Annotated in this window: 15 protein-coding genes; 10 read left to right on the top strand and 5 right to left on the bottom strand. The window is 47.4% G+C overall.

What is annotated here, in order from left to right; translation table 11 throughout:
- Positions 1 to 82 precede the first annotated feature (82 nt).
- The gene (locus DFR28_RS03360; RefSeq protein ID WP_113952875.1) at positions 83 to 1,120 is read left to right on the top strand and encodes a hypothetical protein; all 1,038 of its coding nucleotides are present in this window, start codon (positions 83 to 85) and stop codon (positions 1,118 to 1,120) included.
- On the opposite strand, the gene DFR28_RS03355 is transcribed toward DFR28_RS03360, so the two are convergent.
- Positions 1,117 to 1,887: a 2OG-Fe(II) oxygenase gene (locus tag DFR28_RS03355; protein ID WP_113952874.1), complete on the bottom strand. Its 771-nt coding sequence runs from the start codon at positions 1,885 to 1,887 to the stop codon at positions 1,117 to 1,119. The genes DFR28_RS03360 and DFR28_RS03355 overlap by 4 nt on opposite strands.
- Before the next feature lie 349 nt (positions 1,888 to 2,236).
- On the opposite strand from DFR28_RS03355, the gene DFR28_RS03350 reads away from it, so the two are divergent.
- Positions 2,237 to 3,301: a sulfotransferase domain-containing protein gene (locus tag DFR28_RS03350; RefSeq protein WP_113952873.1), complete on the top strand. Its 1,065-nt coding sequence runs from the start codon at positions 2,237 to 2,239 to the stop codon at positions 3,299 to 3,301.
- Here the strand turns inward: DFR28_RS03350 and DFR28_RS03345 are convergent.
- A complete protein-coding gene (locus DFR28_RS03345; protein ID WP_113952872.1) occupies positions 3,290 to 4,489 on the bottom strand; it encodes an aspartyl/asparaginyl beta-hydroxylase domain-containing protein in 1,200 nt (399 codons plus the stop codon). The genes DFR28_RS03350 and DFR28_RS03345 overlap by 12 nt on opposite strands.
- Before the next feature lie 10 nt (positions 4,490 to 4,499).
- Positions 4,500 to 5,288, bottom strand: coding sequence for a 2OG-Fe(II) oxygenase (locus DFR28_RS03340; RefSeq protein WP_170131960.1), 789 nt, complete (start codon positions 5,286 to 5,288; stop codon positions 4,500 to 4,502).
- 202 nt (positions 5,289 to 5,490) lie between these two features.
- Here DFR28_RS03340 and DFR28_RS03335 point away from each other — a divergent pair, with 202 nt between their 5' ends.
- The 3 genes from DFR28_RS03335 to DFR28_RS03325 are packed head-to-tail and all read left to right on the top strand — an operon-like array spanning position 5,491 to position 6,861.
- A complete protein-coding gene (locus tag DFR28_RS03335; RefSeq protein ID WP_113952870.1) occupies positions 5,491 to 5,868 on the top strand; it encodes an EF-hand domain-containing protein in 378 nt (125 codons plus the stop codon).
- A 14-nt stretch (positions 5,869 to 5,882) separates the two neighbouring features.
- Positions 5,883 to 6,494, top strand: a complete 612-nt coding sequence (locus DFR28_RS03330; protein ID WP_170131959.1) for an RNA polymerase sigma factor — start codon at positions 5,883 to 5,885, stop codon at positions 6,492 to 6,494.
- A 13-nt stretch (positions 6,495 to 6,507) separates the two neighbouring features.
- Positions 6,508 to 6,861 carry a hypothetical protein gene (locus DFR28_RS03325; RefSeq protein WP_113952868.1) on the top strand — a complete coding sequence of 118 codons (354 nt, stop codon included), beginning with the start codon at positions 6,508 to 6,510 and terminating at the stop codon, positions 6,859 to 6,861.
- A 45-nt stretch (positions 6,862 to 6,906) separates the two neighbouring features.
- On the opposite strand, the gene DFR28_RS03320 is transcribed toward DFR28_RS03325, so the two are convergent.
- Positions 6,907 to 8,220, bottom strand: coding sequence for a retropepsin-like aspartic protease (locus DFR28_RS03320; protein WP_113952867.1), 1,314 nt, complete (start codon positions 8,218 to 8,220; stop codon positions 6,907 to 6,909).
- A 20-nt stretch (positions 8,221 to 8,240) separates the two neighbouring features.
- Here DFR28_RS03320 and bktB point away from each other — a divergent pair, with 20 nt between their 5' ends.
- Together bktB and DFR28_RS03310 are read left to right on the top strand one after the other, a co-directional pair.
- Positions 8,241 to 9,422 (top strand): beta-ketothiolase BktB, encoded by a 1,182-nt coding sequence (gene bktB / locus DFR28_RS03315; RefSeq protein WP_113952866.1) that lies wholly within the window; start codon positions 8,241 to 8,243, stop codon positions 9,420 to 9,422.
- A gap of 121 nt (positions 9,423 to 9,543) precedes the next feature.
- Complete coding sequence (locus DFR28_RS03310) at positions 9,544 to 10,572, top strand: acyltransferase family protein (protein WP_113952865.1); 1,029 nt, start codon at positions 9,544 to 9,546, stop codon at positions 10,570 to 10,572.
- Between the two features lie 582 nt (positions 10,573 to 11,154).
- On the opposite strand, the gene DFR28_RS03305 is transcribed toward DFR28_RS03310, so the two are convergent.
- Positions 11,155 to 11,646 (bottom strand): GreA/GreB family elongation factor, encoded by a 492-nt coding sequence (locus tag DFR28_RS03305; protein ID WP_113952864.1) that lies wholly within the window; start codon positions 11,644 to 11,646, stop codon positions 11,155 to 11,157.
- A gap of 84 nt (positions 11,647 to 11,730) precedes the next feature.
- On the opposite strand from DFR28_RS03305, the gene recQ reads away from it, so the two are divergent.
- The 3 genes from recQ (at position 11,731) to DFR28_RS03290 (ending at position 15,869) form a co-directional block, all read left to right on the top strand.
- The gene (recQ, locus tag DFR28_RS03300; RefSeq protein ID WP_113952863.1) at positions 11,731 to 13,524 is read left to right on the top strand and encodes a DNA helicase RecQ; all 1,794 of its coding nucleotides are present in this window, start codon (positions 11,731 to 11,733) and stop codon (positions 13,522 to 13,524) included.
- 317 nt (positions 13,525 to 13,841) lie between these two features.
- Positions 13,842 to 15,338, top strand: coding sequence for a sodium/proline symporter PutP (gene putP, locus DFR28_RS03295; RefSeq protein ID WP_113952862.1), 1,497 nt, complete (start codon positions 13,842 to 13,844; stop codon positions 15,336 to 15,338).
- Between the two features lie 36 nt (positions 15,339 to 15,374).
- The gene (locus tag DFR28_RS03290) at positions 15,375 to 15,869 is read left to right on the top strand and encodes a winged helix-turn-helix transcriptional regulator (RefSeq protein ID WP_281268348.1); all 495 of its coding nucleotides are present in this window, start codon (positions 15,375 to 15,377) and stop codon (positions 15,867 to 15,869) included.
- Positions 15,870 to 15,884 lie beyond the last annotated feature (15 nt).

The following is a 15,884-nucleotide window of genomic DNA, read 5'->3' as shown; positions in this document are numbered from 1 at the left end:
TCAAGCGTCTGTTGTTGAGCCTTGTCTAAACAATGTCTGTCTAGCTATATAGTTGCTAAATGGTCGCTAAGGTACTAAGCGTATGACAACTGCAGCCGATATCGTGCAAAACCCTAATTGGTTTCTGCATGGAATTAATTTAGATGAACGGTCACTGTTGTTTGTAAAGACCGATCACCAGGCGTTAGCGGCATGTAGTTTTTTGGATAATCGTTTTGACACTCGTCAGTTGCCATCGATGGTGCTGCCGTTACAAGACGTTTTACCCTACACGGACTCAATCAACAGTGGTCCGCCACGATTTGTATTTCATACTGCATTTTGTTGTTCAACTTTATTAGCGCGGTGTTTAAATCTTGAGTCGGCGAATGTGTCGCTTAAAGAACCTGCGGTGTTGATGGCGTTAGCAAACTATCAGCGTGTTCAACACCCTTATCTTGCCGACCCAAACCGGGCCTCTACTATTTATCGGCTTGTCTCAAAGTTGCTGTTTCGACCATTTGGCGAAGGACAGTCAGTGCTGGTTAAACCAACCAATACTGTCAACAATATAATGCAGCCGTTGATGGCAACGCACTCTCAGAGCAAAGCACTGCTTTTGCACTCTGACTTAGCTAGCTTTTTGTTATCTACCTTAAAAAAAGGTGAGCAGGGTCGAGGTTTTGCGCGCCATTTGTTCACCATTTTTCGGATGGATTCTGCTGAAGCACAGCACCTTGATGCCACCAAGTTAATGCGCATGACTGATTCACAAGTAACGGCTATTACCTGGCATCTCCAGCTTGAGCGATTTTTCGAAATGTTTGAAAAGATGGATGCTAAGCAGGTGAGTTCGCTTCATTGCGACCGTCTACTCGCCGCCCCTGAGGATTTGCTGACTCGTATAGTTAGTTTTTTTGAGTGTAATGCCTTGCAAGAAAATATTGAAAAAATGCTCGCGCAAGCACCGCTGGCAGCTAATTCTAAAACGCCAGGCCAAACGTTTGACGCTAGTAGCCGAAGTGAAGAGTACTCGTTGGCGCAAACACAATTCTCGGAAAGCCTAGAGGTGATCATTCCTTGGGCCAAGCAATTGCAGTTTAAATACCCTTACTCAGATCAAATAGCTAACCCGCTTTAGTCTCCAAGGTCAGGTCGGCTAATTGTCGGGTCATCGCGTAGCCAGCCGGTAATTGAATAGCGACCATTTGTCGCAAAAGGGGTTACGTAGTTAACGCAGTGTTGTACTGGCACCTCAAAGACCGTTAGCACGTTATAGCCGGGGTTCCAGCTAATCGACTCGACCGCATCGGCGCTGGTGTAAAATGCAGTTTGCCCGCCCCAGTTTGGTGACCAGTGTTTAGTGAAACCGAACACTACGGCAAAACGCCGAGAGCTATGGTCACCAGCTTGGCGCTGGTAGTTCGAGTCATCATGCATAGTTAGAAAGTCGCCGCTCTCGTATAAAGATGCTTGTGGATCCATTTTCACTAACGAGCTGACATCAGTTAATTGTCTAGCAAAACGCATAAATTCTGTGCCGTTAACGAAGCTTGCCATCTGATAGAGCATTGAGTCTATTGCAAGTGTGCCATCTTTAATTGAGTCAATGATGGGGTAGAATTTGTACTTGTATTGATAATGTTCGGCTGCAAGTTGCTGCAGTTTTGTATCGATCTCATCTTTTTGAGCTGTACTCAGCGTCGCTAATTGCTCAGGGTTATACCGCACTGGGAGCCCTTTGGCATCGGAGTGAACCATGTGCCAAGGGGTCGTGTGCTGTAAATTATCAGCAATATACTCGGCTGTCTGCGAAGTGAAAAAATTTTCAATTCTGATTTTTTTCTGCTCAGAAAATTGAGCATGTAGCGATTCAAAATTGAGTGTTGGATTGATTCTAATTGTCATAATTCAGCAGTAATGGTCATGCGCTCAAAGTGGCTAGAGGGTTTACGTCACCGGTTCTTAACAGCGAGTATTGATATAGCGAAACATTTTTGTCGAACATCGATTAAAACAGTTTAGGCTTGGCGGTGCTAGCTCATCCGCTAGGCTAATAAGGTTGCTGCAGGGCAGTCAGCAACCCAACGACCAGCGAAAATTAGCCGCCATTGAGTGTACTATAATTGATCTACAAACGAATCTTGGGTCAAGCAAATTAACGCTTGGGTTCTGGCATAATATCTCATACTAAATTGTCAGCGTTGCTCCTGACCACTGATTCTATGAAGCTGATTGACTAGAGGCCCCCCAAGGTATGACAAGCGTTAGAGATTTAATAGAAGATCCAGGTTATTTCGCCTATAAGTTTAACTTCGATACTGAAGCCGTTGAGTTTGTGTCGATAGCTGATGGCGACCTGTCAAATGCGACTTGGCTTAATCGAGACGCGCTAGACTCGAATCAAGCACCGCTAGCAGTGCCGTTGTCGCAATTACTTAATGCTTTAAACGATCTCGGTGCAACGATACCTAAATCAAAAGTACACTTCATTTTTCATACTGCATATTGTGGGTCCACATTCTTATCGCGATGTCTTGATGTGAAAGGTTTTAGCCAAAGTCTACGTGAACCGCAATTGTTGTTGGATGCGGCCAATGCCAAGCGATTGCAGTGGCAGTCGGCATCGACTAAATTGGATTTCAGACATTTACCCTCTCTCGCTATGCGCTTGCTACAAAAACATGCATTGCCTGACCAAACGTTGATTATTAAACCGATCAATTCGGTCAATAATATTATTCCTGAGTTGCTGCAGGTAAATAGTCGAAGTAAAGCTGTGATGCTTTACACTGACGCTAGAAATTTTTTGCTTTCAACTCTAAAAAAAGGCGAAGATGCACGGCAAACAGTTCGTGCTATGTTTGATCTTTTGCGATGTGATTTCCCGCATTTATCACAGCTAAGGATTACCGATGTAATTCATATGTCTGATCTTAAAGTCACGTTAACGCTGTGGCGTTTGCAGCTAGAGCAAGCCGAGCAAATGCTTAAGCATTTTGTGCCGAGTAATAAGATGGCATCGCTTTATGCAGAAACATTAATCGCCGACCCTGCGGGTGCGTTAGAGGCGGTTAATCAATTTCTGGAGCTAGGTTTGAACGGCGATGTAATGCAAGCTATCGCTACTGACGATGTAAGGTTTCAAGACGCCAAGAATAGCCAGCATCAGTTTAGCAAAGAGAAACGTGATGCGACTTATGAAGCTATTGAGTCATTTTATGGCGCAGATTTGGAAAATGGTTACCGCTGGCTGACAAATAATAACCCTGCCACTTCGTTAACCCCGACGTTGACGGGCGGGTTAAATTTAGTCAGTTAGTGCAAGCAAGGTTTTTATCTGGGATTGTCGTTGATTGAGCCAATCTTGGCGAGCTTGAAAGCATTGCTGAATAGCGGTTTTCTCATTCTCACTTAAGTCTGGGTGCCAGATTGAGAAAATCAAAACTACACGCGTTTGATCGCTGTTATTGTGTGCCGAATGTAAAAAACTATCATCAAATAGAATTAACTCACCGGCTTTCCATTCTCGGTTAATAGTGTCGACCGTCAGGTGACAGTTCGGTGGAATATCCAATGCAAGGTGTGCGGTTAACGCATGATTTGATTGTCCGTAGTGTGGAGCAATCTGTTGTCCCGGCTTTAACAACGAAAAGAAGATCTCGAATGGCTGTGAATCAAGTGTGTAGTGAGGGGCTGACTGCAGGGCTTTTAATGTGGTGGGAAATAGTCCAGCAATTTGGGTGTTGAGTTCGCCATTTTTATATAAATCCATTGCCAGCCAGTTCGCTGAGTTTGCTAGTTCACTTAAGTCTGAATGTTTGGCAAACGCGCCACTTAAATAAGGTCTTAGGCTGTCTTGCGATAGTTTTTGCTCCAAGGCGCGCGTTAATTCTTGCTGGATTTCGGAAGATTTTTCAGTAATCTCTTGGGCCCAATTACAGTCTGCACACTCGTGGAATGGTGTGGCCGCAAGTGACGGAATGTAAAACAGTTCAGGCGCAAAATTCTTCGATTTGAAATGAATAGCTTGGTCGTTTGTTTGTACCCATTTGGCGTCTGCTATTCGTTCCGCATCAATCATTTTAGCGCAAAGATCGCGGTGCTGTTTGCTCAGTACGTGGCGTAGCGTGAGGTTTGCTTCAGAAGAGCGGAGTCTCGCTTGCTCAGATATCTGCTGATGGTGTGCTAGATGTAAGATTGAGGCATCTAGATCTTGAGCAATCGAGTATAGCGCTGCCGCCGCGTTTGTCTGTTGCTGACGTTGCAGCCAATGACCGGCATAAAGGTATCCTAGAGCATTGTTTGGAGCTACTTCAATGCAGCGATAATGCGCCAGCCCAGCTTGAGCTGGCGAGCCTATTTGCTCTTCGACAATGGCTTGACGATGCCAGCTGGCTGCATCGTCAGAATAATGTTTATTAAGCTCACGCAGTAGCGCTAAGCCATCTACTGGTCGACCTTCATCGAACGCGGCGTCGGCTTGCGCTAATAGGGTTGTTCGAGTCATCGCGTTTGGTTTATTTGGCTTCGACCGGTGTATCGCCCAAATCCAAGCGAGTGATATTCGGGTCGTCTCTCAGCCAGCCAGCAATCGCATAGCGACCTTTGGCGGCATATGGCGCTACCATATTGGTTCGGTGTAAGGTTGGTACTTGAAAAAGAGTTAGAGCGTTAAATCCAGGGAAAATACTCTCTGACGTGGTAGGGTTTTGTCCAGGGTAAAACTGCATCTCGCCGCCCCAATTAACTGACCAGTTTTTGGTGAAATCTATTACGACAGCGTACCGTCGAATGCTTTTGTCTCGAGCATCTTTATCATCGCGCATGTCATCATGTAGGTTTTTAAAGTCACCGGGTTCGTACAGCGTTGCATGTGGGTCGATTTTTACCAAGCTGCTATGACCGGTAATCTTGCGAGCTAGGCCAATGAACTCCGCACTGTTTAAGAATTTTGTAACTTCATTGAGGGGCGATTTTTCGGTTACTTGGCCTGTCGTAATAGCCTCAACCATCGGAAAGAACTTATACCAATATTGATAGCTCGAAGTCGCGCGCGCGTAGACTTGTGCATGGGTGGCTTTGATTTGTTCAATAGTTGTTTGCTCTAATTGCTGATTGTTGAGACGCGTTGGGCTGCTGTCTGCATTGCTATAAAGTAACTGCCAAGCTGTTTGATTTTTTAAGCAATCAAGAATAGCTTCGGCAGAGTCAGCGCTTAGGATATTGTCGATACGAAGACGTTTCTTTTGTTGAAAATCGCTCGCCAGTTGGGTGGTGCCGAGGTTTGGGTTCAGTTGAATTTGCATAGTCATTTGTCGCTATATTGTCTGTCTATATGCAATTTTCTCACGTTTCCGGACTAGAGTTTAGTGTTTTCAAGGTTCAAAATAGGGGCGTGGTTGATCTGTGTATTTTGTATTTCTTGGAACTATTTTCAACTTTTTGCGCAGGAAGTACGGAGTTGAGTCGTCTCAATACCATTAGATCAACTGTTATGAGGAATAAATCATGCACAACAAATCATTAATTAGCTTGTTAGCCGCTTTCTCTCTTACTGCTACTGGTATCGCCATTGCTCAAAGCGAGGATTCTCCAAGCGACCGCAGAGGCCATCATAAAGAGTCTCATGACCGTGGTGGCAAAGATAAAAAGCATGAGTACATGCTTAAGCGCATTGATACGAACCAAGATGGTCAGGTGGATCGGGCCGAGTACATGGCGAGTGCCGAAGAGCGTTTTGCCAGCATGGACCTGAATAGCGATGGCTATGTGACGCCTGAAGAGCATCGAGAAGCAGGCAAAATCATGCGCGAAAAGCATCGTGAAATGCGCAAGCAAATGCGTGAAGAGCGCCGCGCCGAACGCGAAGCGAAAGCGGATCAGTAGATTAGATACGCCTAGTGTCAGCTTACGCGACCATTGAAGATCAGCCACTGGTCGACTTAATTAAGGCGGGGAATCATGCTGCATTTGCAGAATTGGTGAACCGCCATACTGACGCATTCTTTGCTTTGGCATTTCGGAGTTTGCAAAACGCTCATGATGCTGAGGATGTAGTACAGAATGCGTTTATCAAGTTCTGGACGAGACCGTCAATGTGGGACCCGCGGCAAGCGAAATTCACCACTTGGTTTTACCGCGTGATCCTGAACGCCTGTCATGACCTGCAACGTCGGTCCAATCGTCAAGTTAATATGGCCAGTGAAGATTTTGATCTACTAGAATCTACGCTGGCTACCTCTGCGACGGTTGAAGCGGAACAGCATTTGAAGTGGCAGCGTCGATACTTGGAGCAAGCAATTAGAAGTTTGCCGACGGCTCAACGCGACGCGCTCAACCTGGCTGTTTATTGCGAGATGCCGCAGCGCGAGGCAGCAGAAATTCTGGGTATTAGTTTGAAGGCGTTTGAGTCATTGCTGGTTCGAGCCAAGCGTCATTTACATCAGTTTGTTACCGCGGCGATAGCCAAACAAGCACGTGATGATTCTTTGGCGTTAGCCTCAAGTAAATAAATCGGAGGGTTCTATGAGTATTGAAACAAACACATCTGTCGTCTGGCATCGAATTCCCCGTGAGCCGGTTCCGGATACTAGTGCTTTGCAAGCTTCGATTTTAGCGGCCACGCAAAATCAGTCGCAACAGTCAGAGCCTCAAGAAGTACGTCGAATTTGGCGTTTCCCGAATTTGATTGCGCAACGATTTGCAGCCGGTTTCGCAGGTCTTGCTGTGCTGTCCGTCGCTTTTACGGTAATGCTACCGTCGGCTACGTTATTGCCGTCAGCTCCAGTTGCCAGCAGCAACGGGCAAATCAGCTTGCATGAGCTGGAAATGCAGGAACTTGCTCTGCTCGAAGACGAGTTGTTGTTCGCCCAACTTTAAGCATGCGTGGCGTGCGATGTGTCTTAGCGGGTTAATAATCGCCAATTAATCTGTCTTCTGGGGCGTGAAGACTAGCGCATTTCGGCGCTGGTCAATGGCATAGTCGAAATCTTGGTTGAACGCACTCAGTGCGTCGGTGCCGAGTAAGCCAGTGAACCTAGAGTTGGAGCCAAGATCAATTTCAGCCACTTCTAAATTGGATAATTGCATTTGGCCAAAACGGATGGTGTCGGCAAAAAACAGCTTTGCTGATCGAGCACCATTGGCGGTATTGATTTGAATCCGGCGGCCTGTAGGTTTCAGGCCGAGTTTTTGAATAGTCTGACTCGATAGCGCTGTTATCGATGCGCCAGTATCTAGCAGCATTGGCGTGGTTTGACCGTTGATAAGCGCGTTGATTAATAAACTGGTTCCGGTTCGAGTTAGGGGAATGAGCACTTCAGTCGAATTGCCTGACTTACGTTTTTCCGTGTCACTCGGAGCGTTGTTCTGTTCTAGTTGTTTGAGCGCTTGAGTCGCTATTGCACCAAATTCGGGGTCGAAACGCAGCGCCGTATAGAGCTTTTCAGCGGCTTCATAGTCTCCTAAGGCGGCTTCGGCGTGAGCCAGTTCCAATTGAAAGCGTGGATACCAAGGATGTGTTTGATGCAGGTCTGAGTACAGCTCGCGAACTCCAATAAAGTCCTGATTCCGCTCTCTGATGGCTTTAAGGTAACTGCTGCTGCGCACCAATGCAGCTAGGCTTTCTTGTAACTCAATTGGTCGGCTTTCTAGTTCACTGACTCGCAATAGCGCGATGTGAGCTATCTCCCAATTCTGTTGAGACACAGCGCTCTGAGCAAGCGCGCTCCAGCTTGACAAGTCGTCGAATAGTTTGGCGGCTGAGTTGAGCCTTTCTAGTGCAGGGGGTTGGCCGTCTTGCGAATTAAGAAACTGGAACTTTAGTTGATCTAATTGCTCGGAAGATAGTGCCGAATAGTGTTCGTTAATATATTCAATTGCTGCATGGAATTGGTTTTTCTCTAATAGTCTTGCGACCCAAATTTGATGCTCGTTTGGGCTGGCTCCGACTGCGTCGCTTACGTTGGTTATTGGGGTTGATGTATTGCTTGCTGTGAGGGATTGGTTTGATTCACTTGAGGTGCTCGGTATTTGTGCACTCATTAATAGCTTATTGATCGCCGGCGTTGGTGGTTGTTGCGTCGTCCATGCCAGTAGGCCAAGAGCCACCATGCTTGAGACCGTGAGTGCGAGCAAAATTTTCATATAGCGAAGATAACATAAACGAATAGCCGGAATGTCGTCGCATTGCTGGTCAGTAAGCAATGTGATTGTTAAGATCGACGCCTTACTGATCATCTTTAATATTGGAGTAATAGATGCTGAACGACGTATTTATAATTAGTGCCACAAGAACCGCTATTGGTAGTTTTGGTGGCGCTTTAAAAGGGGTTTCGCCTGCAGACTTAGGTGTGCATGTGAGTCGAGAAGCTATTCGTCGCTCTGGAATAGACCCACAATCGATTGGCTCTAACGTAGTCGGTCATGTTATTCGAAGCGATATTAAGGATGCTTACATGGCGCGCCGTGTGGCACTGAATTCCGACATGCCGGTGCATACTCAATCACTGACACTAAACCGACTGTGTGGATCGGGTCTTGAAGCGATCACGTTTGCGAGTCAACAGTTGCAGTTAGGTGAGGTTTCGGTAGCGGTAGCCGGTGGCACTGAGTCGATGAGCTCAGCGGCACATTTGCTGACCACTAATCGTTGGGGGCAGCCAATGGGTGATGGCAAGATTCAAGATGAACTGACCGGCAGTCTTACCGATCCTTTCGGCGTTGGACACATGGGCATTACTGCTGAGAACCTAGCTGAGAAGTATGCTATTTCACGCGAGGAGCAAGACGCTTTTGCATTGTTGTCACAACAACGTGCGGTGGCCGCCATCGAAGCCGGTTACTTTGCTGAGCAGATTGTGCCCTATGAAATTAAGTCGCGTAAGGGAAGTACGGTATTTGATACCGATGAGCATCCACGTGCTAGTTCAACGCTAGAACAATTGGCTCGCTTGCGGGCAGTATTTAAGGACGGTGGCTCGGTCACTGCGGGCAATGCCTCTGGGATTAATGATGGCGCAGGTATGGTGGTGCTAGCCACTGAGGACCAAGTAAAACAGCAAAGCTTGAAACCTATGGCACGCGTAGTCTCTTACGGCCGCTGTGGAGTGCCGAATGAAATTATGGGCATTGGTCCGGTCGGCGCGAGTACCATGGCGCTGTCACGCGCAGGACTTAAAGTGTCGGATCTCGATGTTATCGAGTCGAATGAAGCATTTGCAGCCCAAGCTCTGACGGTGGCAAAAGAATTGGAGTTTCCCGACGATAAAACCAATCCAAATGGTGGAGCGATAGCGCTGGGCCATCCGGTGGGAGCAAGCGGCGCAATCATTTTGACCAAGCTGATTTATGAACTACATCGGGTCGGAGGTCGTTATGGTTTGGCCACGCTCTGTATCGGTGGAGGTCAGGGTATTGCGATGATCGTCGAGGCAGTCTAAGGCGAGTTTGATTTATTAGGCAAGCCGTTTACCCGCTATGTTAAGTAGTGGGTAATGCGGTATTAAAGGCTTATGTTTAGGTACAGTTGCGCTTGGCTTGAAGAAAGCAGACAATTGAACAATGACGACACGCCAACCTATCACTGCTCGTAATCCGCGAATTGATTTACTGCGCGGCTGGCTTATATTTTTGGTCGTGGTCGGCCACATTGTTTTGGGGTCAGTGCACGACAATTTTATCCGCTACGCCATCTATTCATTTCATATGCCCTTGTTTATTGGGTTAACCGGTTATTTGGTAAACCCTGACAAGCTTAAAAGCAGCTCGTTGTTTGCTGTTGGTTGGCGCTATTGGTGGCGCGTTGGGTTGCCGTTCATGCTTGCGTTCCTGTTCTTTACTGGTGTGCTTTTGTTGCATGCAAGCCGAGAGGGGCGGCTGGACAATACGCTGGTTATTTCTTACCTTGTCACGCCGTATTACCACCTTTGGTTTGTGCCCACACTAGTCCTTTGGGTTTTGGGTTTCTGGCTTAGCCTTAAGTTGCGCATTCCTATTATTGTATTGCTGTTAGTAATGTTGGCTTTGTCAGCGATTTGGAGTGTCTTCCCCGCGCACCAGTTACCAGCCTATTTAGCTGTGTTACTGAGCAAGAAAGTTGTCTATTTTTTCAGTTTCTTTCTGTTTGGGGCCTGGCTTAGAACGCCGAGTGGTCATCGCTTGTTGCGTGCCGTGATGACGGTAAAAGTTATTCCAATGGCCGTTGTATTAATGACGGCTAGTATTTACTTAGTTCAAATAGGTGTCGACAAGTCGTCGCTTAAAGGCTTAGCCTGGTTGCTCATGAACTGTACATTAGTTGCGATCGGCGTGCAGTGGGCGAAGTCGACCCAGTCTAAGAAACCAGCTAAGCGCGCAGCTGATAATCCCAGTTTGATCAGTAACATTATGATTGTAATGGGGCGCATTTCGCTGCCAATTTATTTGTGGCACGTGGTGCCGATGTTCTTGCTAAAAGGTTGGGACATTCATGAAACTCAACCGCTAATCTACTATGCCGTTAGCATTGCGTCAGTGGCCGCGATTATTGCCTTGTTGATTTGGCTTGAGAATAAGTTTGTGGTAACCAATAAGCTCGTTTATGGCAATTAGGTATCTTTCACGGTCAGTCTCGACATGGCTAGCGCAAGCTATAAATCAACCTTGAGCCAAAGTGCGCTAGGGCGCACGTTATAAATCAGCCTTGAGCCAAAGTGCGCTAGGGCGCACGTTAGTAAGTCAATCTTGAGCCAAAGTGCGCTAAGGCGCACGTTAGTAAGTCAGCCTTGAGCCAAAGTGCGCTAGGGCGCACGTTAGTAAGTCAGCCTTGAGCCAAAGTGCGCTAGGGCGCACGTTATAAATCAGCCTTGAGCCAAAGTGCGCTAGGGCGCACGTTATAAATCAGCCTTGAGCCAAAGTGCGCTAGGGCGCACGTTATAAAAAGTACCTAGGCATAAAAAAAGCGCTTCGGTTTAGGGCCGAAGCGCTTGAAACAAACTAAATAGTGTAGGGGTGGGGTATATTTAGCTTGGTTTTCAAATGAAAAACAACATGTCTAAACGGCTCGTTCATTCCGCTTCGACCCCTTATTTATACCAAAAATATTCTCTTCGCACACGGCTATTTTACACCTGTAACGAAATTTTAATGAAATTTAAGGCGAAAGACCCGATTTCCGGCTGTTGCAGGAAGGTCTCAAGTGTACTCAATGTCTAGGATAAGGTAGGTAACGGGTTGACCTGCGATTGTTACGTTTACTTCGTCATCCACTTGTTTTTTCAGTAGCGCTTTGGCTAACGGCGAGTCAATACTGATGTCGCCAGCTTGGGTGTTGGTTTCGTCGGGACCAACGATTCGGTAGCGATACTCAGTTCCGTCATCAGTCTCTAAAGTCACGGTGGCGCTAAAAAACACCTGTTGTCGATTACCTATGTCTGACACCACGCGTAGGTCGGGCATGCGCTTTTGCAAATAGCGAATCCGGCGATCAATTCCAGCCTGCTCCTTCTTGCGATATATGTATTCAGCATTCTCGCTGCGATCGCCCTCCGCGGCGGCGGCGGCGAGGGCGTCATTGACAATGCGCCGCTTGGCCCACAGTTGCTTTAGTTCTTTCTCGAGGGCAGCGTAGCCGGTCGGCGTGATGATTGCTGTAGATTTTGGTTGAGGGGGGCGCCAACGGCTCATAATTCACCTTGAACGTCACGCTGTCAAACGGCATACTCGATGCCCGATGAGCGCACGTAATTAATATCAGTAATAAGGACCGTTATGATAGACCGCGCAGAAGATATTTTAAAACATACCTTTGGTTATACGCATTTTCGTGGGTCGCAAAAATCTGTGATCGAAACCGCGTTGGCTGGCCAAGATGCGCTGGTGTTGATGCCAACTGGTGGTGGTAAGTCCCTTTGTTATCAAATTCCTGGGTTGGTGCGCGATGGTATGGCGATCGTGGTTTCCCCCTTGATTGCTTTAATGCAAGACCAAGTAGCCGCACTGCAACAATTAGGTATTCGTGCGGCCTATTTGAACTCTACCTTATCTCGCGAAGAGGCTGGAGCAACACTTCGAGCGATTCATGATCATGAATTAGATGTTTTGTATATTGCGCCTGAGCGTTTATTGCAAGATGCCACCTTGGACCGTCTTTGCAGTGTGCCGGTGTCGTTGATTGCGATTGACGAGGCGCATTGTGTGTCGCAATGGGGGCATGATTTTCGCGCTGATTACCTTGGGCTCAATGTATTGCGATATGCCTTTCCGGGTGTTCCGCGACTAGCGCTGACCGCTACCGCTGATGAGCGCTCACGCGAAGAAATCATGATGCGGCTGGATTTGTGCGAGCCAAAGGTGTTCGTCAGTAGTTTTGATCGACCCAATATCCGTTATATTGTTAAAGAAAAGGGCGAGGCTAAGTCTCAGCTGCTCAGTTTTTTGCAAGACTACAAACAACAGGCTGGTATTGTCTATTGCATGTCACGAAGTCGCGTCGATGGCATTGCTGCATGGTTATCGCAACGTGGATATAAAGCGCTGCCATACCATGCTGGCTTACCTGGCGAAGAGCGACAAGAGAATCAACGACGCTTTTTACGTGAAGAAGGCATCGTAATGGTCGCAACTATCGCCTTTGGAATGGGGATCGATAAGCCAGATGTGCGATTTGTGGCGCACCTTGATCTGCCTAAGAGCATTGAGGCCTATTACCAAGAAACCGGCCGTGCGGGTCGTGATGGTCAGCCTAGTGTGGCTTGGATGGTTTACGGGCTACAAGACGTGGTGCGCATTGGTAAAATGGTGCAAGACTCTAATGCGGATGAGCAATTTAAGCGTATGGAGCGTGGCAAGATCGACAGCTTGTTGGCTTGGTGTGAGGCGACTACTTGTCGGCGTCGTGCGTTATTGCGGTACTTCGGTGAAGCAGACGCGGAGGTTTGTGGCAATTGTGATGTTTGCTTGAACCCTCCTAAAACATGGAATGCTACAGAAGCAGCGCAGAAGCTATTGTCGAATATTTACCGAACTGGTCAACGTTTTGGTTCTGGCCATGTAATCGATGTGTTGCGTGGTAAGGAAACCGCTAAGGTCAAACAGTTCGGTCATCATAGTTTAAGTACTTATGGAATTGGCGCAGACGTTAGCGACCAACAATGGCGTTCGGTTATTCGTCAGTTGATTGTGCAGGGTTACTTGTTGGTCAATGAGCAATTATATGGAGCGATTCAATTGACCGAAAAGGCGCGCGCGCTGCTACGTGGAGACGTGTCATTATTTCTGCGGCAAGATTCGGCAGCGGCTAAGCCGGCTCGGGCTAAGCGCACACCGGTCGCTGTGTCGCATGGCGACGAGGCATTGTGGGAGGCTCTCAAGGCGTGTCGGAAATCGCTAGCAGATGAGCTAGGCGTGCCGCCATTTCACGTTTTTCACGATGCGACGTTAATGGAAATGATGCAATACCAACCCGCTGATGCTGACGAATTGCTTACTATCAATGGAGTGGGACAAGTTAAATTGGAAAAATTTGGTGATGCGTTTTTAGAAGTATTGGCTGAATTTAGCTAATACCCACTTGGGGTCATTTTGTATGAGTTTCCGAATTCTAAGGACATTTAATCGCTAATCAACAGCCGAACGCGGCTAGCATCGACGCCTAGCAAGGTGTTGCTCAATAATGACTGATGCAGAGTTAGGCTGGCTAATTATATCGCGCGCGTGTTTCTGGTTCTAGTCGGCACGGCATTTTGCCGGTGATTGCTCAGACGCTTTGATTTCTATTCGTCGCAAAGTATGGGACGATGTGGTTAAGCTAATAAATTGATGCTGCCTGATGTGATTTCTAAGATTGGGTTGGCGGAAAAATAAAATATAGAGAAGCGATTATGCAATTAGGTGTTTATGTGTCGCTCGCCGTGTACTTTGCGGTGATGTTGGGCATTGGTCTTTATTCGTACTTGAAAACCAAGAATGACGTCTCCGGTTTTATGCTGGGCGGACGGAGTTTGAGTCCATCAGTGACGGCGTTGTCGGCAGGTGCGTCGGACATGAGTGGTTGGATGCTAATGGGTCTGCCTGGTGCGATGTATTTATCAGGTCTTGGCAATGTCTGGATCGCTGTCGGCCTATCAGTTGGCGCGTATTTGAACTATTTAACCGTGGCTCCTCGGCTGCGCGTTTACACCGAAGTGGCTGGCGATGCGGTTACAATTCCCGAGTTTTTTGAGCGACGTTTTGAGGACCATAATCATATAATTAGAGTCATTTGTGCGATTGTGATTGTGGTGTTTTTTGCTATCTATACGACGTCTGGCGTGGTCGCTGGCGGTAAGTTGTTTGAAACGTCGTTTGATATGAGCTACCAAGTTGGCGTAATGGTTACCGCTGGCGTGGTTGTCGCGTACAGTGCGTTTGGTGGCTTTCTGGCGGTCAGTACGACCGACTTCGTGCAAGGCTGCATAATGTTTGTTGCGCTAATTTTGGTGCCGTCGGTGGCTCTGTACAATCTAGGTGGTATTGAAGCCACTCAGGCACAAATCATCGCTATCGACCCAAGCTTGTTAAGCTTGGGCGGAGTATCAACTTTGGCAATTATTTCAGCTGCAAGTTGGGGCTTAGGCTACTTCGGTCAGCCGCATATTATTGTGCGTTTTATGGCGATTCGCTCCGTTAAAGAAATGAAGGTGGCGCGCCGAATCGGCATGAGTTGGATGATCGTGTCATTGATCGGTGCGACCATGGTCGGCATTGTCGGCTTAGCCTATATTTCGGCGACAGGTGCTAGCTTAAAAGATCCTGAGGCGGTCTTTATCTTTTTATCTACCACATTGTTTCATCCGCTGATTAGTGGTTTTTTGCTGGCGGCGATATTAGCGGCCATAATGAGCACTATTTCATCGCAGTTATTAGTTACGTCGAGTTCCTTAACTGAGGATCTCTACAAGACGTTTTTACGCAAGTCTGCATCGCCGCAAGAGTTGGTGATGGTGGGGCGGTTGTCGGTAGTGGCGGTAGCGGTTTTGGCAGTCTTATTGGCACAGGATCGGGATAGCAGTATATTGAGCTTGGTGAGTAATGCTTGGGCTGGGTTTGGCTCGGCATTCGGGCCGGTAGTGCTGATCAGTCTGTTTTGGAAGCGTATGACTAGGCAGGGCGCGTTGGCGGGGATTGTAGTTGGAGCAGCCACCGTGCTAATTTGGATCTATGGCCCTTTCACCTATCAAGGGCAAGCGCTTAGTGCGGTGATTTTTGAAATCGTTCCTGGGTTTATACTGTCGGCAGTGGCGATTTTTGTCGTGAGCTTATTGACGCGTCCGCCGTCCGAACAAATGACCTCTACGTTTGAACTAATGAAATCGGAGTTAAAACGTCAGCTGGCCTAACTAGAGTCACAATAGTTACATTTTATGAGGTGAGGTGTGTCAAAGGTAATCAAAAGCCCAACTAAACGGCATCGAAATCTTGATCGTATTGATCGTGCAATTTTGTCGGCATTGCAGGCCGATGGGCGTATGTCTAATGTCGCATTAGCTGAAAAGGTACATTTGAGCCCAAGTCCTTGTTTGGAGCGAGTTAAGCGGCTCGAAGCGGCGGGCTATATTACTGGATATAGTGCGCAACTCGACGCCGATATGTTGGGCTACGGCAAGGTTGCGTTTATTCAAGTTACCTTGGAGCGCACTACCGAAGAGGTATTTCTTGAGTTCAAGAATGAGGTCAAAAAGAGCGACTTCGTTGCCGAATGTCACATGGTGGCCGGGGGCTACGATTATTTGCTTAAGGTTCGTTTTGAAGACATGGAAAACTATCGGTCGGTGCTCGAGCGTATTGTGCGGTTTCCTGGTGTGTCACAGACGCATACGTATATGGTTATTGAGCAAGTGAAAATTGTGACGGATGTGCCGCTCGACTAAATTACTTGTTTAGCT

Source organism: Arenicella xantha (assembly GCF_003315245.1).
Classification (GTDB): domain Bacteria; phylum Pseudomonadota; class Gammaproteobacteria; order Arenicellales; family Arenicellaceae; genus Arenicella; species Arenicella xantha.
Note: the sequence above shows the minus strand (reverse complement) of the source record. Positions and strands in the feature narration are given on the sequence as shown.

Excerpts from the sequence above, each read along its gene's own strand:
- DFR28_RS03310 (WP_113952865.1), top strand. The coding sequence starts at position 9,544 with ATGACGACACGCCAACCTATCACTGCTCGTAATCCGCGAATTGATTTA.
- DFR28_RS03305 (WP_113952864.1), bottom strand. The coding sequence starts at position 11,646 with ATGAGCCGTTGGCGCCCCCCTCAACCAAAATCTACAGCAATCATCACG.
- DFR28_RS03340 (WP_170131960.1), bottom strand. The coding sequence starts at position 5,288 with ATGCAAATTCAACTGAACCCAAACCTCGGCACCACCCAACTGGCGAGC.
- DFR28_RS03325 (WP_113952868.1), top strand. The coding sequence starts at position 6,508 with ATGAGTATTGAAACAAACACATCTGTCGTCTGGCATCGAATTCCCCGT.
- DFR28_RS03350 (WP_113952873.1), top strand. The coding sequence starts at position 2,237 with ATGACAAGCGTTAGAGATTTAATAGAAGATCCAGGTTATTTCGCCTAT.
- recQ (WP_113952863.1), top strand. The coding sequence starts at position 11,731 with ATGATAGACCGCGCAGAAGATATTTTAAAACATACCTTTGGTTATACG.
- DFR28_RS03355 (WP_113952874.1), bottom strand. The coding sequence starts at position 1,887 with ATGACAATTAGAATCAATCCAACACTCAATTTTGAATCGCTACATGCT.
- DFR28_RS03360 (WP_113952875.1), top strand. The coding sequence starts at position 83 with ATGACAACTGCAGCCGATATCGTGCAAAACCCTAATTGGTTTCTGCAT.
- bktB (WP_113952866.1), top strand. The coding sequence starts at position 8,241 with ATGCTGAACGACGTATTTATAATTAGTGCCACAAGAACCGCTATTGGT.
- DFR28_RS03335 (WP_113952870.1), top strand. The coding sequence starts at position 5,491 with ATGCACAACAAATCATTAATTAGCTTGTTAGCCGCTTTCTCTCTTACT.
- putP (WP_113952862.1), top strand. The coding sequence starts at position 13,842 with ATGCAATTAGGTGTTTATGTGTCGCTCGCCGTGTACTTTGCGGTGATG.
- DFR28_RS03345 (WP_113952872.1), bottom strand. The coding sequence starts at position 4,489 with ATGACTCGAACAACCCTATTAGCGCAAGCCGACGCCGCGTTCGATGAA.
- DFR28_RS03320 (WP_113952867.1), bottom strand. The coding sequence starts at position 8,220 with ATGATCAGTAAGGCGTCGATCTTAACAATCACATTGCTTACTGACCAG.